Annotated in this window: 23 protein-coding genes; 18 read left to right on the top strand and 5 right to left on the bottom strand. The window is 62.5% G+C overall.

Annotation, left to right across the window (positions count from 1 at the left end):
* Window positions 1–26: 26 nt before the first annotated feature.
* Both ACODS9_RS03740 and ACODS9_RS03735 read right to left on the bottom strand, forming a co-directional pair.
* Window positions 27–587, bottom strand: a complete 561-nt coding sequence (locus ACODS9_RS03740) for a response regulator transcription factor (protein WP_023632665.1) — start codon at window positions 585–587, stop codon at window positions 27–29.
* Window positions 587–1,843 carry an ATP-binding protein gene (locus tag ACODS9_RS03735; protein ID WP_038706754.1) on the bottom strand — a complete coding sequence of 419 codons (1,257 nt, stop codon included), beginning with the start codon at window positions 1,841–1,843 and terminating at the stop codon, window positions 587–589. The genes ACODS9_RS03740 and ACODS9_RS03735 overlap by 1 nt, the downstream gene beginning before the upstream one ends.
* Before the next feature lie 201 nt (window positions 1,844–2,044).
* On the opposite strand from ACODS9_RS03735, the gene ACODS9_RS03730 reads away from it, so the two are divergent.
* The 14 genes from ACODS9_RS03730 (at window position 2,045) to ACODS9_RS03665 (ending at window position 19,562) form a co-directional block, all read left to right on the top strand.
* A complete protein-coding gene (locus ACODS9_RS03730; protein ID WP_102684911.1) occupies window positions 2,045–2,767 on the top strand; it encodes an SIMPL domain-containing protein in 723 nt (240 codons plus the stop codon).
* A 312-nt stretch (window positions 2,768–3,079) separates the two neighbouring features.
* Window positions 3,080–4,705, top strand: a complete 1,626-nt coding sequence (locus tag ACODS9_RS03725; protein ID WP_489093248.1) for an ABC transporter substrate-binding protein — start codon at window positions 3,080–3,082, stop codon at window positions 4,703–4,705.
* 211 nt (window positions 4,706–4,916) lie between these two features.
* Window positions 4,917–6,509, top strand: a complete 1,593-nt coding sequence (locus ACODS9_RS03720; RefSeq protein ID WP_401106793.1) for an ABC transporter substrate-binding protein — start codon at window positions 4,917–4,919, stop codon at window positions 6,507–6,509.
* Between the two features lie 157 nt (window positions 6,510–6,666).
* Window positions 6,667–8,046, top strand: a complete 1,380-nt coding sequence (locus tag ACODS9_RS03715) for an OprD family porin (RefSeq protein ID WP_401106790.1) — start codon at window positions 6,667–6,669, stop codon at window positions 8,044–8,046.
* Between the two features lie 72 nt (window positions 8,047–8,118).
* The gene (locus ACODS9_RS03710; RefSeq protein WP_489093247.1) at window positions 8,119–9,714 is read left to right on the top strand and encodes an ABC transporter substrate-binding protein; all 1,596 of its coding nucleotides are present in this window, start codon (window positions 8,119–8,121) and stop codon (window positions 9,712–9,714) included.
* A 76-nt stretch (window positions 9,715–9,790) separates the two neighbouring features.
* A complete protein-coding gene (locus ACODS9_RS03705; protein WP_028689623.1) occupies window positions 9,791–10,801 on the top strand; it encodes an ABC transporter permease subunit in 1,011 nt (336 codons plus the stop codon).
* A 10-nt stretch (window positions 10,802–10,811) separates the two neighbouring features.
* Window positions 10,812–11,738, top strand: coding sequence for an ABC transporter permease subunit (locus tag ACODS9_RS03700; protein WP_401106784.1), 927 nt, complete (start codon window positions 10,812–10,814; stop codon window positions 11,736–11,738).
* Between the two features lie 10 nt (window positions 11,739–11,748).
* Window positions 11,749–12,717, top strand: a complete 969-nt coding sequence (locus ACODS9_RS03695; RefSeq protein ID WP_046854275.1) for an ABC transporter ATP-binding protein — start codon at window positions 11,749–11,751, stop codon at window positions 12,715–12,717.
* Window positions 12,717–13,685 (top strand): peptide ABC transporter ATP-binding protein, encoded by a 969-nt coding sequence (locus tag ACODS9_RS03690; protein ID WP_046854274.1) that lies wholly within the window; start codon window positions 12,717–12,719, stop codon window positions 13,683–13,685. The genes ACODS9_RS03695 and ACODS9_RS03690 overlap by 1 nt, the downstream gene beginning before the upstream one ends.
* Before the next feature lie 149 nt (window positions 13,686–13,834).
* A complete protein-coding gene (locus tag ACODS9_RS03685; RefSeq protein ID WP_489093246.1) occupies window positions 13,835–15,445 on the top strand; it encodes a hypothetical protein in 1,611 nt (536 codons plus the stop codon).
* 328 nt (window positions 15,446–15,773) lie between these two features.
* Complete coding sequence (locus tag ACODS9_RS03680) at window positions 15,774–16,583, top strand: helix-turn-helix domain-containing protein (protein ID WP_489093255.1); 810 nt, start codon at window positions 15,774–15,776, stop codon at window positions 16,581–16,583.
* A 65-nt stretch (window positions 16,584–16,648) separates the two neighbouring features.
* Window positions 16,649–18,055 (top strand): NAD(P)/FAD-dependent oxidoreductase, encoded by a 1,407-nt coding sequence (locus tag ACODS9_RS03675; RefSeq protein ID WP_489093245.1) that lies wholly within the window; start codon window positions 16,649–16,651, stop codon window positions 18,053–18,055.
* 33 nt (window positions 18,056–18,088) lie between these two features.
* Window positions 18,089–18,430: a cupin domain-containing protein gene (locus ACODS9_RS03670; protein ID WP_489093244.1), complete on the top strand. Its 342-nt coding sequence runs from the start codon at window positions 18,089–18,091 to the stop codon at window positions 18,428–18,430.
* Between the two features lie 52 nt (window positions 18,431–18,482).
* The gene (locus ACODS9_RS03665) at window positions 18,483–19,562 is read left to right on the top strand and encodes a polyamine ABC transporter substrate-binding protein (RefSeq protein WP_489093243.1); all 1,080 of its coding nucleotides are present in this window, start codon (window positions 18,483–18,485) and stop codon (window positions 19,560–19,562) included.
* A gap of 103 nt (window positions 19,563–19,665) precedes the next feature.
* Here the strand turns inward: ACODS9_RS03665 and ACODS9_RS03660 are convergent, their stop codons facing one another.
* The 3 genes from ACODS9_RS03660 to ACODS9_RS03650 all read right to left on the bottom strand — a co-directional run bounded on the left by ACODS9_RS03660 (window position 19,666) and on the right by ACODS9_RS03650 (window position 22,079).
* Window positions 19,666–21,249, bottom strand: coding sequence for a peptide chain release factor 3 (locus tag ACODS9_RS03660; protein WP_023629783.1), 1,584 nt, complete (start codon window positions 21,247–21,249; stop codon window positions 19,666–19,668).
* A gap of 148 nt (window positions 21,250–21,397) precedes the next feature.
* Complete coding sequence (locus ACODS9_RS03655) at window positions 21,398–21,727, bottom strand: XRE family transcriptional regulator (protein WP_401106770.1); 330 nt, start codon at window positions 21,725–21,727, stop codon at window positions 21,398–21,400.
* A complete protein-coding gene (locus tag ACODS9_RS03650) occupies window positions 21,720–22,079 on the bottom strand; it encodes a type II toxin-antitoxin system RelE/ParE family toxin (protein ID WP_401106768.1) in 360 nt (119 codons plus the stop codon). Before ACODS9_RS03650 ends, ACODS9_RS03655 begins: the two co-directional genes overlap by 8 nt.
* Window positions 22,080–22,470: 391 nt before the next feature.
* On the opposite strand from ACODS9_RS03650, the gene ACODS9_RS03645 reads away from it, so the two are divergent.
* Genes ACODS9_RS03645 through ACODS9_RS03630 form a run of 4 tightly spaced genes read left to right on the top strand, consistent with a single transcriptional unit; the run spans window position 22,471 to window position 25,913 of the window.
* Window positions 22,471–23,184, top strand: a complete 714-nt coding sequence (locus ACODS9_RS03645; protein ID WP_110699920.1) for an ABC transporter permease — start codon at window positions 22,471–22,473, stop codon at window positions 23,182–23,184.
* Window positions 23,185–23,197: 13 nt separating this feature from the next.
* Entirely contained in the window at window positions 23,198–24,109 is a 912-nt protein-coding gene (locus ACODS9_RS03640) for a glycine betaine ABC transporter substrate-binding protein (protein WP_401106766.1), read from the top strand.
* Complete coding sequence (locus ACODS9_RS03635; RefSeq protein ID WP_263160170.1) at window positions 24,106–24,759, top strand: ABC transporter permease; 654 nt, start codon at window positions 24,106–24,108, stop codon at window positions 24,757–24,759. Before ACODS9_RS03640 ends, ACODS9_RS03635 begins: the two co-directional genes overlap by 4 nt.
* Window positions 24,756–25,913, top strand: coding sequence for an osmoprotectant ABC transporter ATP-binding protein OsmV (locus ACODS9_RS03630; protein ID WP_046854267.1), 1,158 nt, complete (start codon window positions 24,756–24,758; stop codon window positions 25,911–25,913). The genes ACODS9_RS03635 and ACODS9_RS03630 overlap by 4 nt, the downstream gene beginning before the upstream one ends.

The raw sequence follows: 25,913 nt of genomic DNA, 5'->3' as shown, positions 1-25,913 counted from the left end.
GGCGACCCGACTTGCCCCGCGATTGTTCAGCGTCGGACCGGACGCTTCTGCAGCTTGCGCTGCAAGGTGCGCCGGTGCATGCCCAGCGCTCGCGCCGTGGCGGAGATATTGCCCTCGTGCTCGCCCAGCACGCGCTGGATGTGCTCCCACTGCAGGCGATCCACCGACATCGGGTTTTCCGGCACCAGGGTATCCAGGTCGGTATGCTCCGAGAGCAGCGCCGCCAGCACATCGTCGGCGTCGGCCGGTTTGCACAGGTAGTTGCAGGCCCCGCGCTTGACCGCCTCGACCGCCGTGGCGATGCTCGAGTAACCGGTCAGGATCACCACGCGCATCTCCGGGTCCAGCTCCAGCAGCTTGGGCAGCAACACCAGGCCCGAGTCGCCCTCCATCTTCAGGTCCAGCGTGGCGTAGTCGGGCAGGTCCTGCTCGGCCAGTTTCAAGCCTTCCTCGGCGGAACCCGCAGTGCTTACACGGAACCCACGACGCGACATCGCCCGGGCCATCACCCGGGTGAAGGTGGCGTCGTCATCCACCAGCAGCAGGTGCGGCAGCTCTTCGCCTTCGACCTGGTTTTCTTCGCTCATCATGCATCTCCTCGCTTGCCATGGGGCAGGCGCAATTCGGTCAGGGTGCCACCCTGCTCATGACTATAGAGTTTCACCGAACCGCCCGCACGCGTCACGCTGGCCTTGCTCAAGAACAGGCCCAGGCCGAAGCCTTTGCCCTTGGTGGTAATGAAAGGTTTGCCGATCGCCTCGGCGATGGCCGGCGGTACGCCGGGGCCATGGTCGCGGATGCTGATGACGATGTCCTGGGCGTCCCAGTCCAGGCGCACCTCCAGGTCGTCCGGGCAGGCATCGGCGGCATTGTTCAACAGGTTCAACAGGGCCTGGGTCAGGTCCGGTGGCGGCGTCAGCCGCGGCACCACGCCATCGCGCAGGCGCTGGAAGCGGTAGCTGGCTTCCGGGCGCATCAGGTGCCAGCGGTTGAGCGCCTCGTCGAGCCAGGCAGTGACATCCTGCTCGACGATCGCCAGGCGCCGGTTGGCCTCGGCGGCGCGCACCAGCTGCTGCAGGGTCTCCTTGCACAGCTTGACCTGGTCCTGGAGGATCTGCAGGTCTTCCTGTAACAGCGGGTCGGCGTGGTCCTGGCGCATTTCGTTGAGCAGCACGCTCATGGTCGCCAGCGGCGTGCCCAGTTCGTGGGCGGCGCCGGCGGCCTGGGTGGCCACGGCCAGCAACTGCTCGTCGCGCAGGCTCTCCTCGCGGCGCTCGGCACGCAGGTTCTCCTGGCGGCGCAACTCCTCGGCCATGCGCGCGGCGAAGAAGGTGATCACCCCGGCGGCCAGGGCGATGCTCAGCCACATGCCGTAGACCTGCATGGTGTCGCGCGCCAGCGGCAGCGTTTCCAGCGGGTAGTACTGCACCAGCAACAGGCTGTAGGCCACCAGGGCGATACCCGAGAGCACCAGCGAGTAGAGCCACGGCAAGGTCACCGCGGCGATGGCCAATGGCACCAGGTAATAGGAGACGAAGGGATTGGTCGAGCCGCCCGAATAATAAAGCAGGGCGCTGTGGATCAGCAGGTCGCAGGCCAGCTGCAGGGCGTACTCGAGCTCGGTGACCGGCAGCGACAGGCGTAGGCGCAGAGCGGTGAACGCGCACAGCAGCGACGACAGGGCCAGCGTGACTGCCAGCGAGAACCACGGCAGCGGCAGCAGCTCGGTCCAGTAGGCCACGCCTACCGAGCCCGCCTGGGCCGCCAGGACGAGGATGCGGATGAAGGTCAGGCGCCAGAGGTTCTGGCGTGTGGCGGACAACGGATGTGCGACGGCGAGCATGAGCTCTCCCAATGAGTGCTCCAGGAAAATCGGCTGGAGTATACCGAAGCCGGGCGCTCCACTGCAGCGATGCGGCAAAGCGCCACACTTTGTCATAGATTCATGATGGCACTTTTGAACCCTCTACACTGTCACCGGTCTGATCGGCCATGCGTGGAACGGATCTGCTCATCCACGCCTTACCCTGCCAAGGAGCTCCACATGCACATTACCCGTCGCGGCGCCGCCGCCGTTGCCCTGTCCTGCGGCATGCTCGCCAGCCTGCCGGCCCTGGCGGCCGACGAGCCACGCTACAACCAGGTGTCGCTGCGTGCCGAAGTCAGCAAGGAAGTGGCACGCGACCTGATGGTCGTGACGCTGTACAGCGAAGCGCAGAACACCGACCCGGGCAAGCTGGCCAAAGAGATCACCGAGACCATGAACAAGGCCGTGCAGCAGGCCCGCCAGGTCAAGGACGTGAAGATCAGCCAGGGCAGCCGTAACAGCTACCCGATCTACGACACCAAGGGCCAGAAGATCACCGGCTGGCGCGAGCGCGCCGAACTGCGCCTGGAAAGCGCCGACTTCCCGGCCCTGTCCAAGCTCACCGGTGACCTGCTGCAAGACCTGAAGATGGGCGGCATGGACTTCTCCATTGCCCCGGCCACGCGCAAGTCCAATGAAGACGAGCTGCTCAAGGATGCCGTCGCCGCGTTCAAGGCCCGCGCCCAACTGGCCACCGATGCCCTGGGCGGCAAAGGCTACAAGGTGGTCAGCCTGAACCTCAACAGCAGCGGTTACCCGCGCCCTTACCTGCGCAACGCGCCGATGGCGATGATGGCCAAGGGCGCCGCCGATGAATCCGCGCCGGCACCGGATATCGAAGCCGGAACCAGCGAAGTGAGCATGAGTGCCGACGGCCTGATCGAAGTCCAGGTGCCCTGACCCATCCGATTGGATGTCCGAGGCGGTCAGAACCGTCTCGGACAGCAGTTTCAGACCTTTCCTACGCACCAAACGGGTGCATCTGTTTGTCACATAAAGTGCGAAATATCCTGAAATTTTTGCCCTTTTCCCCCTCGCAAACGTTCAACATTCGCCAAAGTTATATGGATGCGACATCCATGTACGTCAGTACCACGTTTTTGGCGTCAACCATCCTGCTGAGTGTTGCATTGGGAATACCCCCTGCATAAGTATCCGCAGGTCGGCTCACGAGGCCGCCTCAATTCGAAAAATGACAACAATGAGGCCACCATGCTCAAACACGCAGTCATTCCGTTCCTGGTAGGCGCAGGCTTGCTAGCCGGTGCACCGATCGCCCACGCCGCGTCCAACCTGGTGTTCTGCTCCGAAGGCAGCCCGGCCGGTTTCGACCCGGGGCAATACACCACCGGAACCGACTTCGACGCCTCCGCCGAGACCATCTTCAACCGCCTGACGCAATTCGAGCGCGGCGGCACCAAGGTCATTCCGGGCCTGGCCACCAGTTGGGACGTCTCCGAGGACGGCAAGACCTACACCTTCCACCTGCGTGAAGGCGTCAAGTTCCATACCACCGACTACTTCAAGCCGACCCGCGACTTCAACGCCGACGACGTGCTGTTCACCTTCAACCGCATGCTCGACAAGGACCAGCCCTTCCGCAAGGCCTACCCTACCGAGTTCCCGTACTTCACCGACATGGGCATGGACAAGAACATCGCCAAGGTGGAGAAGGTCGACGAGCACACTGTGAAGTTCACCCTCAACGACGTCGACGCCGCGTTCATCCAGAACATGGCCATGCACTTCGCCTCGATCCAGTCGGCCGAATACGCCGACCAGCTGCTCAAGCAGGGCAAGCCCGCCGACATCAACCAGAAGCCGATCGGTACCGGGCCGTTCGTGTTCAAGAGCTACCAGAAAGACTCGAACATCCGCTTCACCGGCAACAAGAGCTACTGGAATCCTGAGGACGTGAAGATCGACAACCTGATCTTCGCCATCAGCACCGACGCCTCGGTGCGCATGCAGAAACTCAAGAAGAACGAGTGCCAGGTGACACTCTTCCCGCGTCCGGCCGATATCAAGCCGCTGCAGGAAGACAAGAAGCTGCAGATGCCAGACCAGGCCGGCTTCAACCTCGGCTACATCGCCTACAACGTGATGGACAAGGTCAAGGGCAGCAACGAAGCGAACCCCCTGTCCCAACTCAAGGTCCGCCAGGCCCTGGACATGGCGGTCAACAAGCAGCAGATCATCGAATCGGTGTATCAGGGTGCCGGCCAGCTGGCGGTCAACGCCATGCCGCCGACCCAGTGGTCCTATGACACCACGATCAAGGATGCCAAGTACGATCCCGAGAAGGCCAAGCAGCTGCTCAAGGAAGCCGGCATCAAGGAAGGTACCGAGATCACCCTGTGGGCCATGCCGGTGCAACGCCCCTACAACCCCAACGCCAAGCTGATGGCCGAGATGCTCCAGTCCGACTGGGCCAAGATCGGCATCAAGGCCAAGATCGTCAGCTACGAATGGGGCGAGTACATCAAGCGCTCCAAGGGCGGCGAGCAGGGCGCCATGCTGATTGGCTGGAGCGGCGACAATGGTGACCCGGACAACTGGCTGGGCACGCTCTATGGCTGCGATGCCATGGATGGCAACAACTTCTCCAAGTGGTGCTACAAGCCCTACGACGACCTGATCAAGCAAGCCAAGGCGACCTCCGACCAGGCCAAACGCACCGAGCTGTACAAGCAGGCGCAACATATCCTCAAGGAGCAGGTGCCGATCACCCCGATCGCCCACTCCACCGTGTATCAGCCCATGAGCGCGAAAGTGAAGGACTTCAAGATCAGCCCCTTCGGCCTGAACTCCTTCTACGGGGTCAGCGTGGACAAGTAACGGCCGTGATCGTCCCGCCGGGTTTTCCGGCGGGACGATGACACGACCGGGCGATACGTAGGGTAATTCCCTCACGCTCGCCGGAACGCTCCCGCACCCAAATCAGTAGCGAACCCTGGTTCCCGCATTCTGGCGCGCCTATCGTCAGGACCGGGATGCAGCAGCCGCGTTTTGCCTGTCGCGGCCTGAAAACACGGACAAAGGATCTGCCATGCGCCTGACCACACTGAGTTCCACCCTGCTTGCCCTCGGCCTGCTGAGCCAGGCTCCCGCGAGCCTCGCCAACAACCTGGTGTTCTGCTCCGAAGGTAGCCCGGCGGGCTTCGACACCGCCCAGTACACCGCGGCCACCGACAACGACGCCGCCGAACCGATCTACAACCGCCTGGTCGAGTTCGAGCGTGGCGGCACCGCCGTGCAGCCGGGCCTGGCCACCGACTGGCAGGTGTCCGAGGACGGCCTCAAATACACCTTCCACCTGCGCCCCGGGGTGAAGTTCCATGGCAACAAGGACTTCAAGCCCAGCCGCGACTTCAACGCCGACGACGTGCTGTTCACCTTCAACCGCATGCTCGACAAGGACCACCCCTTCCGCAAGGCTTACCCCACCGAGTTCCCGTACTTCATCAGCATGGGGCTGGACAAGAACATCGCCAAGGTCGAGAAGACCGACCCGCTGACCGTGGTCTTCACCCTCAACACGGTCGATGCCGCGTTCCTGCAGAACATCGCCATGGCCTTCGCCTCGATCCTCTCCGCCGAGTACGCCGACCACCTGCTGGCCAGCGGCAAGGCCAGCGATATCAACCAGAAGCCGATCGGCACCGGCCCGTTCGTGTTCCAGCGCTACCAGAAGGATTCACAGATCCGCTTCAAGGGCAACAAGGACTACTGGGCGCCTGACCGGGTGAAGATCGACAACCTGGTGTTCTCGATCAACGTCGACCCGTCGGTGCGCATCCAGAAGCTGCGCCGCAACGAATGCCAGATCACCCTGCACCCGCGCCCGGCCGACCTGCCCGCGCTCAAGCAAGACGACAAGCTGCAGGTGATGACGCAATCCGGTTTCAACCTTGGCTACATCGCCTACAACACCCAGCACCCACCCTTCGACCGGCTGGAGGTGCGTCAGGCCATGGACATGGCGGTGAACAAGCAGGCGATCATCCAGGCGGTCTACCAGGATGCCGGCCAAGCCGCGTCGAACGCCATGCCGCCGACCCAATGGTCCTACGACAAATCGATCAAGGACGCCCCCTTCGACCCGGAAAAAGCCAAGCAGCTGCTCAAGCAGGCCGGGGTCAAGGAAGGCACCGAGATCACCCTGTGGGCCATGCCGGTACAGCGCCCCTACAACCCCAACGCCAAGCTCATGGCCGAAATGCTCCAGTCCGACTGGAGCAAGCTCGGTTTCAAGGTGCGCATCGTCAGCTACGAATGGGGCGAATACCTCAAGCGCATGAAGAGCGGCGAGCATGACATCGCCCTGATCGGCTGGACCGGCGACAACGGTGACCCTGACAACTGGCTCGGCACCCTGTTCAGCTGCGACGCCATCGGCAGCAACAACTATTCCTTGTGGTGCGATTCGCAATACGACGCACTGGTGAAAAAAGCCAAGCAGGTCACCGACCGCGAGCAGCGCACCAGCCTCTACGAACAAGCCCAGCAACGTCTCAAGCAACAGGTGCCGATCACCCCGGTCGCGCACTCCACGGTCAACCAGCCGCTGAGCATCAGCGTGAAAGACTTCAAGGTCAGCCCCTTCGGACGCAACGTTTTCTCCGGCGTCAGCATCGATTGACCCTGCAACGCCCGGCCGGGAGTGCGACCCACTCCCGCGACGGCGTGCAGCCCGGATTTGCCTGGCAACCCCCAGGCAGACACTGCAGTACCGCGTCACCGTGACAAGCCCGGCCCACAAGGTCGGGTGATAACTAGAAAAATATCAGGGAGCTTTCATGTTGATTCGTACCACAACCACCGCACTGGCCTTGTCCGTCGGCGCATTCTGCGCCCTCGCCCAGGCCGAACCCGCAAGCCAGGACTTCGTGCCGTTCGCGCTCAAGTCCAGCAGCGAACAGGCCGAAGCCAAAGGTTTCATCGATGGCCAGAGCCTGTCCGGCAGCACCCGCAACTGGTATGCCCGCGAACGCGCCACCCGCGCGCCGCTGTGGAAATACACCAAGGGCGACGGCACCCGCCACGACACCCACAGCCGTGACAACTGGGTGCAGGGCACCATCCTCAACTACAGCTCGGGCTTCACCGAAGGTACCGTCGGCTTTGCCGTCGAGGCTGCGGCCTACAATGCCATCGCCCTCGAGCAAGGTCGCGCCGCCGTGGCCGGCCCGAACAACCGTACCCTGACCCACAGCGACGGCGACCCGATCGGCCAGTGGAGCAAGATGGGCCTGGGCAACGTCAAGGCACGCATCTCCAACACCACGCTGACCGTCGGTCGTCAGTCGGTCGATACGCCGATGATCGCCTACATCGGTAACCGTGCCTTGCCATCGAGCTTCCAGGGCGCGTTCCTGCACAGCGCCGAGTTCGAGAACCTGTCGTTCGACATAGGTACCTTCGACCGCGTCTCGCCGCGTACCGAGCAGAGCCTGAGCAAGTTCCGCAGCGAGTACGGCAACGGCGTGGAAACCGACCGTGCCAGTACCGCCGGCATCAACTACCAGCCGCTCAAGAGCCTGACCACCAGCCTCTACGCGACCAAGGTCGACGACTTCTGGAACCAGTACTACTTCGGCGCTAACCACGTGCTGGGCGACAGCGCGGTGCTGAGCCTGACCACCGGTCTGAACTACTACAAGACCGTGGACGAAGGCAGCAAGAAGATGGGCGAGATCGACAACGACACCTACAGCCTCTCGTTCGGCCTGACCCACCAGGCCCACACCCTCACCGCCTCCTGGCAGCAGGTCAACGGTAACGAGTACTTCGACTACCTGCACGAGACCAACGGCATCTACCTGGCCAACTCCCTGCTGTCGGACTTCAACGGCCCGAACGAGAAATCGCTGCAGATCAGCTATGTGCTGAACATGGCGCCCTATGGCGTGCCAGGCCTGAAGTTCAACGTCTACAACGCCCGCGGCTGGGATATCGACGGTACCCACTACAAGGGCACCGCCTATGACGTCCGCGGCCAGGACGGCGAGAACCACTACGAGTGGGGCATCGGCACCAGCTACGCGGTGCAGAGCGGCATGCTGAAGGACACCACCATCCGCGCCACCTATACCGCCCACCGTGCCAGCAAGGCGCAGAGCGACGGCAGTCTCGACGAGTTCCGCGTCGTCACCACCATTCCGTTCAACATCCTCTGACCGTTGGCGCCACGGCCCGACTCCCCACGGGCCGTGGCGGCTACGCTGGAACTAGCACTGCAGGGAGGTTCCATGAAAATGCTACCGCTACGTGCTGCCTTGGCAGCCGTCATCCTGGGCGCCGCATCGAATCTGGCGGCCAAGCCGCTGGTGGTGTGCACCGAAGCCAGCCCGGAAGGCTTCGACATCGTCCAGTACACCACCGCCGTCACCGCCGACGCCACGGCCGAGGCCATCTTCAACCGCCTGGTCGACTTCAAGCCCGGCACCACCGAGATCCAGCCGGCCCTGGCCACCAGCTGGGACGTCAGCCCCGACGGTCTGGTCTACACCTTCCACCTGCGCGAAGGCGTCAAGTTTCACACCACCGACTACTTCAAGCCCACCCGCGACTTCAATGCCGATGACGTGTTGTGGAGCCTGAACCGTCAGCTGAAGAAAGACCATCCGTGGCACGACAAGACCAGCGTCGGCTACCCCTACTTCGAGAGCATGGCCTTCAAGGACCTGCTCAAGTCGGTCGAGAAGACCGACGATCACACCGTGGTGATCACCCTGACCCGCCCGGAGGCGCCCTTCCTGCGCGACCTGGCCATGGCCTTCACCTCGATCTACTCCGCCGAGTACGGCGACCAGCTGCTCAAGGCCGGCAAGACCGGCGAGCTCAACAGCAAGCCGGTCGGCACCGGCCCGTTCGTGTTCCAGCGCTACAACAAGGACGCCAACGTCCGCTACAAGGCCAACCCGGACTACTTCCGCGGCAAGCCACCCGCCGACGCGCTGATCTTCGCCATCGCCACCGACAGCAACGTACGCCTGCAGAAACTGCGCGCCAACGAATGCCAGATCGCCTTGTATCCCAAGCCTGACGACGTGCCTGGTATCAAGACCGACCCGAAACTCAAGGTCGCCGAGATCGAGGCGCTGGTTACCGGCTACATCTCGATGAACACCCAGCACAAGTACCTGAGCGATGTGCGCGTGCGCAAGGCGATCGACATGGCCTTCGACCGCCAGACCCACGTCGACCAGCTGTTCGGCAAGGGCAACGCCCTGGTTGGGGTCAATCCGTATCCACCGACCATGATCGGCTACAACACCGACAACAAGAACCCGCCCCACGACCTCGACAAGGCCCGCGCCCTGCTCAAGGAAGCCGGCGTGCCGGAGGGCACGGTGATCACCCTGTTCACCCGCAACGGCGGTGGCCCGACCAACCCCAACCCGCGCCTGTCCGCCGAAATGCTGCAGTCGGACCTGGCCAAGATCGGCATCAAGCTCGACATCCGCGTGATGGAGTGGGCCGAGATGCTGCGTCGCGCCAAGAAGGGCGAGGCCGACCTGGTGTCGGCGGGCTGGGCCGGCGACAACGGCGACCCGGACAACTTCCTCACGCCGATGCTCAGCTGTGACGCGGTGAAAAGCGGCGAGAACTATGCGCGCTGGTGCAACCAGAAATTCCAGGACCTGATCACCCGCGCCCGTGAAGTGATCGACAACGACGAACGCGCCAGGCTCTATAACGAGGCCTTGGCGGTGTACGATGAAGACCAGCCGTGGATCAGCATGGCCCACCCGAAAATGTTCACCGCCATGCGCGAGAACGTCGAAGGCTATGTGATCAACCCACTGACCAACAACAACTTCGCCACCACCAAGGTGAAGTAGAACAACAACAGCCGCCGGACCTTGTGCAAGAGGCCCCGGCGGCACGCCGTTTCCGGCTGATGAGGTACCCCTGACAATGTTGAGTTTTATTGCCCGACGCCTGGGTCTGCTGATTCCGACCTTCTTCGGTATCACCCTGCTGACCTTCGCGCTCATACGCCTGATCCCCGGCGACCCCGTCGAAGTGATGATGGGCGAACGCCGGGTCGACCCCGAAATGCACGCCCAGGCCATGGAGCGCCTGGGCCTGAACAAGCCGCTGCCGGCCCAGTACCTGGACTATGTCGGCAAGCTCGCCCAGGGCGACCTGGGCGAATCCCTGCGCACCCGTGAAAGCGTATGGAACGAATTCCTCACCCTGTTCCCGGCCACCCTGGAGCTGGCCATGGCCGCCCTGCTGTTCGCCGGGGTCATCGGCCTGCTGGCCGGGGTGATCGCCGCGCTCAAGCGCGGCTCGCTGTTCGACCACGGGGTGATGGGCATCTCCCTGGCCGGCTACTCGATGCCGATCTTCTGGTGGGGCCTGATCCTGATCATGTTCTTCTCGGTAAGCCTGGGCTGGACACCGGTCTCCGGGCGCATCGACCTGCTCTATGACATCGAGCCGAAAACCGGCTTCATGCTTATCGACACCCTGCTCAGCGACGAGGAAGGCGCGTTCAAGGATGCCGTGATGCACCTGATCCTGCCGGCCATAGTGCTGGGCACCATCCCGCTGGCGGTGATCGCCCGCATGACCCGCTCGTCGATGCTCGAAGTGCTGCGCGAGGACTACATCCGTACCGCCCGCGCCAAGGGCCTGTCGCCGTCGCGCGTGGTGTTCATCCACGGCCTGCGCAACGCGCTGATCCCGGTACTCACCGTGTTCGGCCTGCAGGTCGGCACGCTGTTGGCCGGCGCCGTGCTCACCGAAACCATCTTCTCCTGGCCGGGCATCGGCAAATGGCTGATCGAAGCCATCGGTGCCCGTGACTACCCCGTGGTCCAGAACGGCATCCTGTTGATCGCCTGCCTGGTGATCCTGGTCAACTTCGTCGTGGACATCCTCTACGGCCTGGCCAACCCACGCATCCGTCATCAGCGCTGAGGACTACGCCATGACCAGCCCGATTCCAAAATCCGTCACCCCGCCCAGCGTGGTCGACCAAAGCTTGCTCTACCCCTCGCCGTACAAAGAATTCTGGCAGGCCTTCTCGCGCAACAAAGGCGCGGTGGCCGGCCTGGCGTTCATGTGCCTGGTGGTGTTCTGCGCCCTGTTCGCCCCTTGGGTGGCGCCGCACAACCCCAGCGAGCAATACCGCGATTTCCTGCTCACGCCGCCGGTATGGCTCGAAGGCGGTACCTGGCAGTTCATCCTCGGTACCGACGAACTGGGCCGCGACCTGCTCTCGCGGCTGATCCAGGGCGCCCGACTGTCGCTGCTGATCGGCCTGTCGTCGGTGGTGATGTCGCTGATCCCGGGCATCCTGATGGGCCTGCTGGCCGGCTTCTTCCCGCAGATCCTCGGCCCCTCGATCATGCGCCTGATGGACGTGATGCTGGCCCTGCCCTCGCTGCTGCTGGCCGTGGCCATCGTCGCCATCCTCGGCCCAGGCCTGATCAACACCGTGATCGCCATCGCCATCGTTTCGCTGCCGTCCTACGTGCGCCTGACCCGCGCCGCGGTGATGGGCGAACTGAACCGTGACTACGTCACCGCCGCGCGCCTGGCCGGTGCCGGCCTGCCACGGCTGATGTTCGTCACCGTGCTGCCCAACTGCATGGCGCCGCTGATCGTGCAGGCCACCCTGAGCTTCTCCTCGGCGATCCTCGACGCCGCGGCCCTGGGCTTCCTCGGCCTCGGCGTGCAGCCGCCAACCCCCGAGTGGGGCACCATGCTGGCCTCGGCCCGCGACTACATCGAACGCGCCTGGTGGGTGGTGAGCCTGCCCGGCCTGACCATTTTGCTCAGTGTGCTGGCAATCAACCTGATGGGCGACGGCCTGCGCGACGCGCTGGACCCGAAACTCAAGAACGCCGCCTGAGGAGATCGCCATGTCACTGTTGCAGATCAACAACCTGAACGTGCGCTTCGGCGACGCCAATGCCGTACCTGTGGTGGACGGCCTCGACCTGAGCGTGGATGCCGGCGAGATCCTCGCCATCGTCGGCGAGTCGGGCTCGGGCAAGTCGGTGACCATGATGGCGCTGATGGGGCTGATCGAAGCCCCAGGGCGCATCACCGCGGACGTGCTCGACTTCGCCGGCACCAACATGCTCAAGCTCAGCGGCCGCCAGCGCCGCAAGGTGGTGGGCAAGGACATCGCCATGGTCTTCCAGGACCCGATGACCGCGCTCAACCCCAGCTATACCGTGGGTTACCAGATCGAGGAAGTGCTGCGCCAGCACCTCGGTCTCAAGGGCAAGGCTGCGCGCCAGCGCGCGCTGGAGCTGCTGAAGAAGGTCGAGATCCCGGCCGCCGAAAGCCGCCTCGACGCCTACCCGCACCAGCTGTCCGGCGGCATGAGCCAGCGCGTGGCCATCGCCATGGCCATCGCCGGCGAGCCGAAGCTGCTGATCGCCGACGAACCGACCACCGCGCTGGACGTGACCATCCAGGCGCAGATCATGGAGCTGCTGGTCAACCTGCAGAAAGAGCGCAACATGGCGCTCATCCTGATCACCCACGACCTGGCCGTGGTCGCCGAAACCGCCAAGCGCGTATGCGTGATGTATGCAGGGCAAGCAGTCGAAGTCGGCCAGGTGCCGGAGCTGTTCGACATTCCCGCCCATCCGTACAGCGAAGCGCTGCTGGCGGCCATTCCCGAGCACAGCATCGGCGCCGAACGCCTGGCCACCCTGCCCGGCATCGTCCCCGGCCGCTATGACCGCCCGCAAGGCTGCCTGCTGTCGCCGCGTTGCCCCTATGTGCAGGAAAACTGCCGCCGGCAGCGCCCGGCCCTCGATCCCCAGGCCCACAGCCTGGTGCGTTGCTTCTATCCGCTGAACCAGGAGGTGGCGTGATGGCCGTCGTACTTTCCGCTCGTGAGCTGACCCGCCACTACGAAGTCTCCCGCGGCCTGTTCAAGGGCCATGCGCTGGTGCGAGCGCTCAACGGCGTGTCGTTCGAACTGGAGGCCGGCAAGACCCTGGCCGTGGTCGGTGAATCCGGCTGCGGCAAGTCGACCCTGGCGCGTGCCCTGACCCTGATCGAGGAGCCATCCTCCGGTTCGCTGCAGATCGCCGGCCACGAGGTCAAGGGCGCCAGCAAGGACCAGCGCAAACAGCTGCGCCGTGACGTGCAGATGGTGTTCCAGAGCCCCTACGCCTCGCTTAACCCACGGCAGAAGATCGGCGACCAGCTCGCCGAGCCGCTGCTGATCAACACCTCGCTGAGCAAGGCCGAACGCCGCGAGAAAGTGCAGAAGATGATGGAGCAGGTGGGCCTGCGCCCCGAGCACTACCAGCGTTATCCGCACATGTTCTCCGGTGGTCAGCGCCAGCGCATCGCCCTGGCCCGGGCGATGATGCTGCAACCCAAGGTGCTGGTGGCCGACGAACCCACCTCGGCGCTGGACGTGTCGATCCAGGCCCAGGTGCTGAACCTGTTCATGGACCTGCAGAAGGAGTTCAACACCGCCTACGTGTTCATCTCCCACAACCTCGCAGTAGTTCGCCATGTGGCGGACCAGGTGTTGGTGATGTACCTCGGCCGGCCGGCGGAGATGGGGCCCAAGCAGGACATCTACGACAAGCCGCTGCACCCGTATACCCAGGCGCTGCTGTCGGCTACCCCGGCGATCCACCCGGACCCGCTGAAGCCGAAAATCCGCATTGCCGGCGAATTGCCCAACCCGCTGAATCCGCCGGATGGTTGTGCCTTCCACAAGCGCTGCCCATATGCCACCGAGCGCTGCGCCAAGGAGGTGCCGGCACTGAGGCAAGTTAGCACACGGCAGGTAGCCTGCCACTACGCTGAACAGTTCCTATAGGAGCAAGCCGAATAAAAACCCGCCTAGGCGGGTTTTTTTATCACAGACAGCCCTACAGCAAAACTGTCATTTCTATCAGTAGTCAATTGTCCCTTTCCCTGCAAATCTTTGGCAAAGCTGCAATCCAATGAGCCAAACAGGGATATAAAATGAACAGTATCAACACCACCGGCGGTCTGTCAGCTTTCATTATTTCCTCTGACCCACAGTTCCCGAGGCGCTGGGTAAATAACAGGGAAGAGTACAAAACAGACGCCGAAAGCAAAATCGAAGCCCTTAAGGCCTTAAAAGCAAACTACCACAGCATGCGAGAGTATCGCGACGCTAACAGCAGCAAACTCATCCCCGTGCTAGTCAACGGCGACATCACGGAATATGGCGATAAAAAAGAGGGTCCAGGCCCTAGCTTTCTCACCGTAATGAAAGATGACGTATTCCCCATTCTAGGCCACAAAAACAATGTCCTGATTGGCCTGGGCAACCACGGTTACGACAACAATATCAACGACACTGCAGACAATGGCGCAGCTGGTGGTATTTTGGAATGGTTCTCGAAGGCGAAACCGGAAACCTGGCTACCTGAAGATCAGAAACCAGGCGATAAAAAGTCGGATGACAACGACAACAATTTTGATTGGCGTCACAATTTTTACAATGGCTGGACCGGCGACATCTGGTATCCATTCAGTTCTTATTCTTATGCTGTAGAGAAAAAGGACAACAACGTACCCGGCGCGACCTATCGTTTCATTCAGCTTAACAACTATCCAGAGTATGCAAGACACTTTGAAACCGGATTTTTTTTAGGCGATGAGCACATCTACAACGTTAAGCCTTCCACCGAATGGCTTGCTAAACAGTTGAAGCGCGCAGGTGAAAAAAAGCAGATTGTGATTGTGTCCATGCACCAGAATCTCATGAGCGACTCCATCAGAGCGCTGCTGGAATCAGCCAATGTCACGCTGGTGTGTGTCGGTCATACCCACGGCCTTTCGGGCCGAATAGGAGGAACTCCGGAACTACCGATTGTGAATAGTGGCGCAAGTTTTAAAGGTCAATATCTTATTGCCGAAGCCGAGGGGCAATCCCTGAAAATCTTCGGAGTGCTTAACAATGATTATAGCAAAAAGAAACTTATTGGATCGGTGCCACTTAAAATCGCCAGCAGCAGTGTCCCCCAAGATGATGTAGGACGCTACGTGATTTTCGAAAAAGATCACGAAAAATATACCGAAGGAGTCGCAGCCTACGTAACACTTGCCAAATCCGACGTTTACTACCTGAACAAAGATGGCTACTTCAACGACCTTGTTGAAAGTTGCACCATCAACAGAGCCGATGAAGGTACGGAGATCACGGTATACGATCACCCTGGAGACAAGGATAAGGAAGGTGGAGACTTTGATCCTCACAACGATGACTACGCCGTCATCACGATCAAGAAAACACTTATAAAACCAGTCAAAATCTCCACATTCGAAGATGACTATGAAGACGAATTTATCTCAATCGACGCACACTACAAGAACGGGCTGGATCATAAAATCTCGCGCGTTAGTGTAAAGCTAAAAAATACGGAAGTGGATACTTTGCCTCTCAGAGAGGCAAAACAATCACGTGCTGAATTGAAGCGTCAGCTCGTACAGAACGTTCTGCAAGGTGACTTGCAACTTATCGATGCTGCTCAGAGACTGGATATCGGCCTGATCACAATGCGTCGCATGGTCGATAAAGCCCGCAGGGAGCGCAAAACCGGCTGAATCCATACCTTTAACAAGCCGGCTCCTGCAAGGGATGAGACAATCTGCAGGAGCCGGCCATTTCACGAATGGCTCTCTCTCAGTGCATGAAGAACCAGATCAGGATGATCACCGGAATCGGCACGCCAATCATCCACAGTAGTATCGAGCGCATGACCTTTCTCCTTTTTCGGGGGCAACAGGATCCTTGCAGCGCACATGCCAGCTGTATCAAAAAATTACACCCATGTGAATCAACAGTTTGGCGCTCAGGCGCCCTGATCAAACCATGCAAAATGCAGGATCCACGCCCTTGCGCCTGGGTTTTCTGCAATGCACTATCAAGTCCATGACCGCCACTCCCCTTGCCGACGGCCCCGGACAAACCCCGCTCACCGCCGCCACCGTCATGCGCTACCACCTGTGCTGGAAGCATCGCGACCTGGACGGGGTGATGGCCCTGTATCACCCGGATATCCAGTACCACGACTTCTTCCAGAACCGCGTGCTCGGTTACGGCCAGCTGCGCGACTACGTGCGCGCCAGCCTGCCCCATGAGGCCGGCGAAGACATTGTCCACAGCGACCGTATCCGCGTTGACGGCTGTACCGCGTTCATCCAATACCAGGTCACCGTACAAGGCGGCGACGGCCTGGTGGCGTTCCAGTCCAGCGAGGCGATCACGGTCAGGGACGGGCTGATCTGGCGGATCAACGAATACGCCACGCTGGTGCGCGGTGATGCCAAGGGCAGCCCCGCCGGTGGTCCGCGCCCGGCCACCAGCCGGCTTGGCCTGTCGCCACGCCAGCTGTCGACCATGGCCCAGGACCTGGAGCATTACTTCCAGGCCCAACGCCCCTACCTTGACCCTGAACTGGACCTGCAGCAGGTCGCCGACGAAAGCGGCTACAGCCGCAACCAGATTTCCTATCTGCTCAACCAGGTGCTTGGCCAGAGCTTCTACCGCTACGTCAACCAGGCTCGCCTGCAGCACCTGCTGAGCCGGTTGGACAATAGCTGCGCTACGGCGCCCGTCGATGAACTGGCGTTCAACGCCGGTTTCAATTCGCTGTCGGCGTTCTACAAGTGCTTCCGTGAGCACACCGGCCTGTCGCCCAAGGCCTACCTCAAGCAAATTTTCCTGCGTGCACGCACGTAAGACAGCCCTCCCCGCGCTTCACTAGGATCGTCCACATACCTTGAACGGATGTGGAGCCCGACGCGATGCAACCCCTGCGCACGATCAGCCTGTGGATGGACCAGCTCGACGAGCCATTGTGCGCACGCCCGGCCCTGCGCCAGGACCTGGACCTCGACGTGTGCATTATCGGCGCGGGCTACACCGGCCTGTGGACCGCCTACTACCTCAAGCGCCAGGCGCCGCAGCTGGACATCGCGGTGATCGAGGCCAACATCGCCGGCTTCGGCGCCTCCGGACGCAATGGCGGCTGGCTGATGGCCAACCTGCTTGGCGAGGACCGCCTGCTGGCCACGCTCTCGCCGCAGCAACGGCGTGAAAGCATCGACCTGCTGCACGGCATCCCCGACGAAGTCCACGACGTGCTCCTGCGCGAAGGCATCGCCTGCGACTACCGCAAAGGCGGCGTGCTGTACTGCGCCGCCCGCTACCCGGAACAGGAGCGCAGCCTGCGCGCCTGGCTCGACGAGCTCTACCGTCAGGGCATGAATGAAGACGACTACCGCTGGCTGCGCCCGGAACAGCTGGATGCCCAGCTGAAGGTAAGCAACCCCTACGGCGCCCTCTACAGCCCGCACGTCGCCACCATTCAACCGGCCAGACTGGTGCGTGGCCTGGCACGGACGGTCGAGGCCATGGGCGTGCCGATCTACGAGAACACCCCAGCCATAGACTGGCAGACCGGCGAAGTGCGCACCCCGTTGGCACGCATCCGCAGCCACTGGGTGGTGCCGGCCGTGGAAGGCTACGCCGCCAGCCTGCCACCGCTCGGGCGGCACCAGCTGCCGGTACAGAGCCTGCTGGTGGCCACCGAGCCGCTGCCGGAGTCGACCTGGGAGCAGATCGGCCTGAGCCAGGGCCAGGCCTTCAGCGAAAACAGCCGCCAGGTCACCTATGGCCAGCGCAGCGCCGACAACCGCCTGGTGTTCGGTGCCCGCGGCGGCTATCGCTTCGGAGGGCGTCTGCGCGAGGATTTCACCCTGACCACCGACGAGGTGGAGCTGCGCCGCTACCTGTTCGGCGAACTGTTCCCACAGCTCAAGCACGTACGCATCACCCACTCCTGGGGCGGCAACCTCGGCATGGCCCGGCGTTTCCGCCCACATATGCTCTGCGACCGCCAGCGCGGCATCGCCCTGGCCGGTGGTTATGGCGGCGAGGGTGTCGGCGCCACCAACCTCGGTGGACGCACCCTGGCCGCGCTGATCCTCGGCCAACACAACGAACTGACCGCGCAGCCCTGGGTGCACGACAACCGCCCGCTGTCGAGCCTGGCCAGCTGGCCACCCGAGCCGTGCCGCTGGCTGGGCTACAACGCGATCATCCAGAGTTTCGTCCACGAGGACCGGACCCTCGCCAACCCCGCCAGCGCGCCCTGGCGGCGACGCCTGGCCAGTGGGCTGGCCGACTTCATGGAAGGCTTCATGCACTGACTTCTCCTCACCACCACACAGGATCCACCGGTCATGAGCATCACCCAGTTCAAGCACACCGACAGCGCCATTCTGGACAGCAGCACCCCGGTCGCCGTGCCCCTAGGCGATCCGGTCGCGGTCACCTCGGTCACCTGCGTCGAGCGTAGCGACGGCGTCGAGACTGGTATCTGGGAATGCACCCCGGGGCGCTGGCGGCGGCAGATCGTACAGCAGGAGTTCTGCCATTTCATCAAGGGCCGCTGCACCTTCACTCCCGACGGTGGCGAGCCCCTGGTCATGGAAGCCGGAGACGCACTGATGCTACCGGCCAACAGCCTCGGCACCTGGGATATCCAGGAGACCGTGCGCAAGACCTACGTCCTCATTTTCTGATCCGCTGATCGCCTGCCTTCGATAACAACAGACAAAGCAAGGTAACCCCGACATGCGCACCCTCCTTCTCGCTCCCCTGATGCTGACCGCCAGCGTGGCCAGTGCCGCCGACTCGGTGAAGATCTATAACTGGTCGAGCTACATCGCCCCAGACACCCTGAAGCACTTCCAGCAAACCACCAGCATCAATCCCACCTACGACGTGTTCGACAGCAACGAGACCCTCGACGGCAAGCTGATGACCGGCAACTCCGGCTACGACGTGGTGTTTCCCTCCAACCACTTCATGGCCCGGCAGATCCAGGGCAAGGCCCTGAAGCAGCTGGACAAGTCGCAACTGCCCAACTGGAAGAACCTCAACCCGGTGCTGCTCAAGGCCCTGGAGGTCAACGACCCGGGCAACCAGTACGGCTTCCCGTACCTGTGGGGCAGCACCGGCATCGGCTACAACATCGACAAGGTCAAGGCGGTGCTCGGCGACAATGCGCCCATCGATTCGTGGGACCTGTTCTTCAAGCCCGAATACCTCGCCAAGCTCAAGAGCTGCGGCGTGGCGGTGCTGGACAACGGCCCCGAGCTGCTGCCGATCGCCCTGCACTACCTGGGCCTGCCCCACCACAGCCAGAACCCGGCGGACTACGACAAGGCCAAGGCGTTGCTGATGCAGGTACGCCCGTATATCAGCTACTTCCATTCCTCGAAGTACACCGGCGACCTGGCCAACGGCGACGTGTGCCTGGTGGTGGGTTTCTCGGGCGACGTGCTGCAGGCGAAGAACCGTGCCGAGGAGGCGAAGAACGGGGTGAAGGTGGGCTACTCGATCCCGAAGGAAGGCGCGCCGATGTGGTTCGACATGGTGGCCATGCCGGCCGACGCACCTGACGAGAAGGCCGGGTATGCGTACATGAACTACCTGTTGCAGCCGGAAGTGATGGCCAACATCAGCAACTTCGTGCAGTACGCCAATGGCAACCAGCGGGCGGATGCGCTGGTGGACCCGGCGCTGAAGAGCAACACGATGATCTACCCGAGTGACGACGTGATGGGCAAGTTGTATGCGCTGGAAGCGATGCCGGCGAAGATCGACCGCATCAGGACGCGGATCTGGACCGGCATAAAAGCCGGCAACTGACATTCGTCAGTTACAAGCCTGCAGTTGCAAGCGACAAGAAAAAGGCGGGCCTTTCCGGGCCCGCCTCTTCTTGACGCTCGCAGCTTGAAGCTTGCAACTGCTCTTAGTGGTGCTCGCGGGTCGCGCGGAATTTCACATCCGGCCAGCGCTCTTCCATCAGCGCCAGGTTGACCCGGGTCGGGGCCAGGTAGGTCAGATGACCACCGCCGTCGATGGCCAGGTTCTCCACCGCCTTGTTCTGGAATTCCTCGAGCTTCTTCTTGTCGTCGCAACTGATCCAGCGCGCCGACCAGACGGTGATTGGCTCATAGGCGCACTCGACCTTGTACTCTTCCTTCAGGCGGCTGGCGACCACGTCGAACTGCAGCACACCGACCGCGCCGAGGATGATGTCGTTGCTGCGCTCGGGGAAGAACACCTGGGTCGCGCCCTCTTCGGCCAGTTGCTGCAGGCCCTGGCGCAGCTGCTTGGATTTCAGCGGGTCCTTCAGGCGCACGCGGCGGAACAGCTCCGGAGCGAAGTGCGGGATGCCTGTGAAGCCCAGCGCCTCGCCTTCGGTGAAGGTGTCGCCGATCTGGATGGTGCCGTGGTTGTGCAGGCCGATGATGTCGCCGGCATAGGCCTCTTCCAGCTGCTCGCGCTCGGAGGAGAAGAAGGTCAGGGCATCACCGATGCGCACGTCCTTGCCAGTGCGCACGTGGCGCATCTTCATGCCCTTCTCGTACTTGCCCGAGCAGATACGCATGAAGGCGATACGGTCACGGTGTTTCGGGTCCATGTTCGCCTGGATCTTGAACACGAAGCCGGTGAATTTCTCTTCCACCGGTTCCACGGTGCGCTCGTGGGCGACACGGGCCAGCGGGCGCGGCGCCCAGTCGACAACCGCGTCGAGCACATGGTCGACACCGAAGTTGCCCAATGCGGTACCGAAGAACACCGGGGTCAGCTGGCCATTGATGAACGCGTCCTGGTCGAACTCGTGGCAGGCGCCCTGCACCAGCTCGAGTTGTTCGAGGAAGCGGTCGTATTCGTCACCCAGGTGGGCGCGTGCTTCATCGGAGTCGAGCTTCTCGATGATCTTCGCTTCGGTGCGCTCGTGGCCATGCCCCGGGGTGTAGACGATGATGTAGTCGCCGGCCAGGTGGTACACGCCCTTGAAGTCGCGGTAGCAACCGATCGGCCAGGTGATCGGCGCGGCCTTGATCTTCAGCACCGCCTCGATTTCATCGAGCAGTTCGATCGGGTCGCGGATGTCACGGTCGAGTTTGTTGATGAAGCTGACGATCGGCGTGTCGCGCAGGCGGCACACATCCATCAGGGCAATGGTGCGCGGCTCGACGCCTTTACCGCCGTCGAGCACCATCAGCGCCGAGTCCACCGCGGTCAGGGTGCGGTAGGTGTCTTCCGAGAAGTCTTCGTGGCCGGGGGTGTCGAGCAGGTTGATCATGTGCTCGCGGTAGGGGAACTGCATCACCGAGGTGGTGATGGAGATGCCGCGCTGTTTCTCCATTTCCATCCAGTCGGAGGTGGCGTGGCGGTCGGACTTGCGCGACTTCACGGTACCGGCGACGGCAATGGCCTTGCCCATCAGCAGGAGCTTCTCGGTGATGGTGGTCTTACCGGCGTCGGGGTGGGAAATGATTGCGAAAGTGCGGCGCTTCGCGACTTCGGCGGCCTGGTTGGTCATGGGAAATCGCCTGACTGGGGGATTAAAAATGGGGCGGTATCATACCTGAAGTTGGGCGTGGACCAAAATCCCGGGAACAAGCGGCAGCCCCAAAGATCACGCGCCCCTGTACGAGCAGGCTTGCCGGCGATTGCGCCAGCCCAGGCAACTACTCATTCCCGCCCTGCGGATCGGCAAACCCATCCAGTGTCACCGGCGGGCGCCCCGGCAGATGGACAACCAGTTCCAGCGTGCCGCCCATCGCCTCGATGTAATCGCGCAAGGTGGAAATCAGCATGTCTGTACGCCTTTCCACCTTGGAGATATTGGCCTGACGGATATCCAGGCGCTGGGCCACGCCCTCCTGGGTCAATGCAAGCTGCTTGCGCAGTGCCTGCAAGGTCATCTCCTCGCGAATCAACTCGCGCCCGCGCGCTTCCGCTGCGGCCCGCAGATCATCCGGTAGACGTTGCATCATCTCATCAAGGGTCTTAGCCATTGCTTTCACTCTCCAGCAGGTAGTTGTCAAAACGATCATCGGCACGGCTGAGCAAGCGCCTATAGAACAGCCTTTCACTCAGCCCCACCTTGTCGCCCGCCACGAGCATCACCGCGCAACGAGCCGGGTCGAATGCAAATGCAATGCGCCACACCCCTTTGCCGGCCCTGAACCGCAACTCTTTCATGTTGCGATGCCGGGAGCCTTTCAGGATGTCCACCTTCGGCCTGCCCAGTTCTGGGCCCTGGTGCTCGAGGAACCTCAACTGGCCCATGAGCTCCTGCTTCACGACCCTGTCCAGCGTCTCGAACTCCGCGACGAATTCATCACAAAAAATGATCGACCAGGCCAATAAAATACCTCCGAGAGAATATTCCCTCAAGCGAATACTGAGTTTTCTAGACTCGGTAATCCTGCATCTTCAAAAAAAGCATCGATACCAGGTACTTCAACGCCTCCACGTAATATCCGCGCTTGTTTTTCGCGTGAAAATTCCTACAGGCCAGTGATTAACACTGGCCAAATGCCGCCCCAGATGGGAACCTTTCCCTCCACGGAGACGTCCACTCCCCTGCAAGCCGCTTCGCTTCAGGGCTGGTTTCACCTGCTTCACGAGCCCGACGGGGTTCGGCTCATGGCCTGATGCCGCGCATCGGGCTGCTACTCGCGACCACGCTGCCCGCCGCCAGGAATGGCCGGCCGCACGGGGGTGTGATCGCCGACTATAAAAAAGGAGTCCGCCTGTGGCTGCACGCTACGGAAAAGGGCTGTTGGGATGGGCCGCCGTGCTCGTCATCCTGGCCCTGCTGGTCCACTGGATCGGCATCGACACGATCGCCCGCTACCGCGACGATCTTGGGTTCTACCTGCAAGCGCACCTGGTCCTGGTGCTGGCTTCGATGGCGGCGGCGCTGGCCGTGGGCATCCCCGCCGGCATTGCCTTGAGTCGACCGCACCGGGTCGACAAGGCCGAGCGCTTCATGCAGCTGTTCAACGTTGGCAACACCATTCCTCCCCTGGCCGTCCTGGCCATTGCCCTGAGTATCCTGGGCATCGGCGCGGGTCCTGCGATCTTCGCACTGTTCCTCGCCTCCCTCCTGCCCATCGTGCGCAACACCTACGAGGGCCTGAAAAACGTCCCCGCCTCGCTCAAGGAAGCCGCCACCGGCATCGGCATGACCGCGCGCCAGCAGTTGTGGCAGGTCGAGCTACCCAATGCCGTGCCGATCATCGTCGGCGGCGTGCGCGTGGCCCTGGCCTTGAACGTGGGCACCGCGCCCCTGGCGTTCCTGATCGGCGCCAACAGCCTGGGCAGCCTGATCTTCCCCGGCATCGCCCTGAACAACCAGCCGCAGCTGCTGCTCGGCGCCGCCTGCACGGCGCTGCTGGCCCTGGCGCTCGATGCGTTGGTGAGTTTCTCCAGCAAGCGCTGGCTGGAACGTGGCCTGGCCCAATAACAAGAGGCAAAGCATGAAGAAAACCATCGCCTTGTTCCTGGGCGCGGCCCTGCTTTGCGCAGGCGTTGCCCAGGCAGCGGAAAAACCACAGATCCGCATCGGCGCCCGGGTGTTCACCGAACAGACCGTGCTCGCCGAGATCACCGCCCAGTACCTGCGCGCCAACGGCTTCGATGTGCGGGTGACCACCGGCCTGGGCAGCAATATCGCCCGCCAGGCTCAGGAAACCGGCCAGCTCGACCTGATGTGGGAATACACCGGCGTATCGCTGGTCTCGTACAACCATATCGACGAGCGCATGCCCGACGCCGCAGCCACCTATGCGCGAGTGAAAGAACTCGACGCGAAGAAGGGCCTGGTCTGGCTGGCGCCGTCGAAGTTCAGCAACACCTACGCCCTGGGCCTGCCAAAGGCAGTCGCCGAGGCCTACCCGCAGATCAACTCGATCAGCGACCTCAACCAGGTGCTGCGTGACGAACCCGACCGCAACCATCTGGTGGCACTGGACACCGAGTTCGCCAACCGCCCGGATGGCCTGGTCGGCCTGCGCGAGCTGTACGAGCTGCCGCTGGACCGGCGCAACATCCGCCAGATGGATGGCGGCCTGGTGTACACCGCCATGCGCAACAACCAGGTGTTCGCCGGCCTGGTCTACACCACCGACGGGCGCCTGAGCGCGTTCGACCTCAAGCTGCTGGAAGACGACAAGCACTACTTCCCCGACTACACCGCCGCCCCGGTACTGCGCCAGGCCGTCCTAGACGCCCACCCTCGCCTGGCCACCCTGCTCAAGCCGCTGGCCGAGCAACTGGACGACGAGACCATGCGCCAGCTCAACGCCAAGGTCGATGTCGAGCACCAGAGCCCGACGGTGGTGGCCGCCGCGTTCCTGCGTGAGCACCCACTCAGCGAGGTACAGCCATGAGCCTGCTCGACACCTTCGCCCACCTCGACTGGGCACAGGTCCTGCAACTGACCTGGCAGCACATCATGCTGGTCGGCATCGCGGTAAGCCTGGCGATCCTTGTCGGCGTGCCGCTGGGCATCCTGATGACCCGCTTCCCGGTGTTCGCCGGCCCCCTGCAGGCCAGCGCCACCGTGCTGCTGACCATCCCCTCCATCGCCCTGTTCGGCTTGCTGCTGCCGTTCTACTCGAAGTTCGGCCAGGGCCTGGGGCCGCTGCCGGCGATCACTGCGGTGTTCCTTTATTCACTGCTGCCGATCCTGCGCAACACCTACCTGGCCCTGACCAACGTCGAGCCCGGTATTCGTGAAGCCGCCCGCGGCATCGGCATGACCTTCGGCCAGCGCCTGCGCATGGTCGAGCTGCCCATCGCCGTGCCGGTGATCCTCGCCGGCGTGCGCACCGCCGTGGTGATGAACATCGGCGTGATGACCATCGCCGCGACCATCGGCGCCGGCGGCCTGGGCGTGCTCATCCTCACCTCCATCAGCCGCAGCGACATGTCGATGCTGCTGGTCGGCGCGGTGCTGGTCAGCCTGCTGGCGATCATCGCCGACCTGCTCCTGCAAGCCCTGCAACGTGCCCTGACTCCAGAAGGACTGCGCTCATGATCGAACTGAAGAACCTCAGCAAGACCTTCAACGTCAACGGCAAGGACGTCAAAGCCGTCGACGCGGTAAGCCTCACTGTCAACGAAGGCGAAATCTGCGTGTTCCTCGGCCCCTCCGGCTGCGGCAAGAGCACCACGCTGAAGATGATCAACCGCCTGATCACCCCGACCTCCGGGCAGGTGTTCATCAATGGCGAGGACACCACCGGCCTGGACGAGGTGACCCTGCGCCGGCATATCGGCTACGTGATCCAGCAGATCGGCCTGTTCCCCAACATGACCATCGAGGAGAACATCACCGTGGTGCCGCGCCTGCTCGGCTGGGACAAGCAGAAATGCCATGACCGCGCCCGCGAGCTGATGCACATGATCAAGCTCGAGCCCAAACAGTACCTGCAGCGCTACCCGCGCGAACTGTCCGGTGGCCAGCAGCAACGCATCGGCGTGATCCGCGCCCTGGCCGCCGAGGCCCCGGTGCTGCTGATGGACGAACCGTTCGGCGCGGTCGACCCGATCAACCGCGAGATGATCCAGAACGAGTTCTTCGAGATGCAGCGGGCCCTGAACAAGACGGTGATCATGGTCAGCCATGACATCGACGAGGCCATCAAGCTGGGCGACAAGATCGCCATCTTCCGCGCCGGCAAGCTGTTGCAGCTGGATCACCCGGACACCCTGCTGGCACACCCGGTGGACGATTTCGTCAGCAACTTCGTCGGCCAGGACAGCACGCTCAAGCGCCTGCTGCTGGTGCGCGCCGAGGATGCGGCGGACAACGCGCCGTCGCTGAGCCCGGAAACACCGGTGGGCGATGCGCTGGAGCTGCTGGACGAGCATGACCGCCGTTATGTGGTGGTGACCGATGCGCAGAATCGCGCGCTGGGCTATGTACGCCGGCGCGACATGCACCGCCAGCAGGGCACGTGCGGGGATTTCCTGCGTCCGTTCAATGCCACGGCGGCGCACGATGAGCACCTGCGCATCCTGCTGTCGCGCATGTACGAGTTCAATCGGGCGTGGTTGCCGGTGCTGGATGCCGAACAGGTGTTCCTGGGAGAGGTGACGCAGGAGTCGATTGCGGCGTACCTGAGTTCTGGGCGCTCGCGGGGGGCGAAGACCTCGATCGTGTCGCCGGCGGAGGCAGTGGTTTCCTGA

The organism is Pseudomonas sp. FG36, from assembly GCF_057809275.1.
Note: the sequence above shows the minus strand (reverse complement) of the source record. Positions and strands in the feature narration are given on the sequence as shown.

Bases quoted from the DNA above. Each gene is read 5' to 3' on its own strand.
- ACODS9_RS03725 (WP_489093248.1), top strand. From the start codon at position 3,080: ATGCTCAAACACGCAGTCATTCCGTTCCTGGTAGGCGCAGGCTTGCTA.
- ACODS9_RS03640 (WP_401106766.1), top strand. From the start codon at position 23,198: ATGAAGAAAACCATCGCCTTGTTCCTGGGCGCGGCCCTGCTTTGCGCA.
- ACODS9_RS03660 (WP_023629783.1), bottom strand. From the start codon at position 21,249: ATGACCAACCAGGCCGCCGAAGTCGCGAAGCGCCGCACTTTCGCAATC.
- ACODS9_RS03675 (WP_489093245.1), top strand. From the start codon at position 16,649: ATGCAACCCCTGCGCACGATCAGCCTGTGGATGGACCAGCTCGACGAG.
- ACODS9_RS03715 (WP_401106790.1), top strand. From the start codon at position 6,667: ATGTTGATTCGTACCACAACCACCGCACTGGCCTTGTCCGTCGGCGCA.
- ACODS9_RS03695 (WP_046854275.1), top strand. From the start codon at position 11,749: ATGTCACTGTTGCAGATCAACAACCTGAACGTGCGCTTCGGCGACGCC.
- ACODS9_RS03630 (WP_046854267.1), top strand. From the start codon at position 24,756: ATGATCGAACTGAAGAACCTCAGCAAGACCTTCAACGTCAACGGCAAG.
- ACODS9_RS03700 (WP_401106784.1), top strand. From the start codon at position 10,812: ATGACCAGCCCGATTCCAAAATCCGTCACCCCGCCCAGCGTGGTCGAC.
- ACODS9_RS03655 (WP_401106770.1), bottom strand. From the start codon at position 21,727: ATGGCTAAGACCCTTGATGAGATGATGCAACGTCTACCGGATGATCTG.
- ACODS9_RS03740 (WP_023632665.1), bottom strand. From the start codon at position 587: ATGAGCGAAGAAAACCAGGTCGAAGGCGAAGAGCTGCCGCACCTGCTG.
- ACODS9_RS03665 (WP_489093243.1), top strand. From the start codon at position 18,483: ATGCGCACCCTCCTTCTCGCTCCCCTGATGCTGACCGCCAGCGTGGCC.
- ACODS9_RS03735 (WP_038706754.1), bottom strand. From the start codon at position 1,843: ATGCTCGCCGTCGCACATCCGTTGTCCGCCACACGCCAGAACCTCTGG.
- ACODS9_RS03670 (WP_489093244.1), top strand. From the start codon at position 18,089: ATGAGCATCACCCAGTTCAAGCACACCGACAGCGCCATTCTGGACAGC.
- ACODS9_RS03705 (WP_028689623.1), top strand. From the start codon at position 9,791: ATGTTGAGTTTTATTGCCCGACGCCTGGGTCTGCTGATTCCGACCTTC.
- ACODS9_RS03720 (WP_401106793.1), top strand. From the start codon at position 4,917: ATGCGCCTGACCACACTGAGTTCCACCCTGCTTGCCCTCGGCCTGCTG.
- ACODS9_RS03730 (WP_102684911.1), top strand. From the start codon at position 2,045: ATGCACATTACCCGTCGCGGCGCCGCCGCCGTTGCCCTGTCCTGCGGC.
- ACODS9_RS03690 (WP_046854274.1), top strand. From the start codon at position 12,717: ATGGCCGTCGTACTTTCCGCTCGTGAGCTGACCCGCCACTACGAAGTC.
- ACODS9_RS03680 (WP_489093255.1), top strand. From the start codon at position 15,774: ATGACCGCCACTCCCCTTGCCGACGGCCCCGGACAAACCCCGCTCACC.
- ACODS9_RS03710 (WP_489093247.1), top strand. From the start codon at position 8,119: ATGAAAATGCTACCGCTACGTGCTGCCTTGGCAGCCGTCATCCTGGGC.
- ACODS9_RS03635 (WP_263160170.1), top strand. From the start codon at position 24,106: ATGAGCCTGCTCGACACCTTCGCCCACCTCGACTGGGCACAGGTCCTG.
- ACODS9_RS03685 (WP_489093246.1), top strand. From the start codon at position 13,835: ATGAACAGTATCAACACCACCGGCGGTCTGTCAGCTTTCATTATTTCC.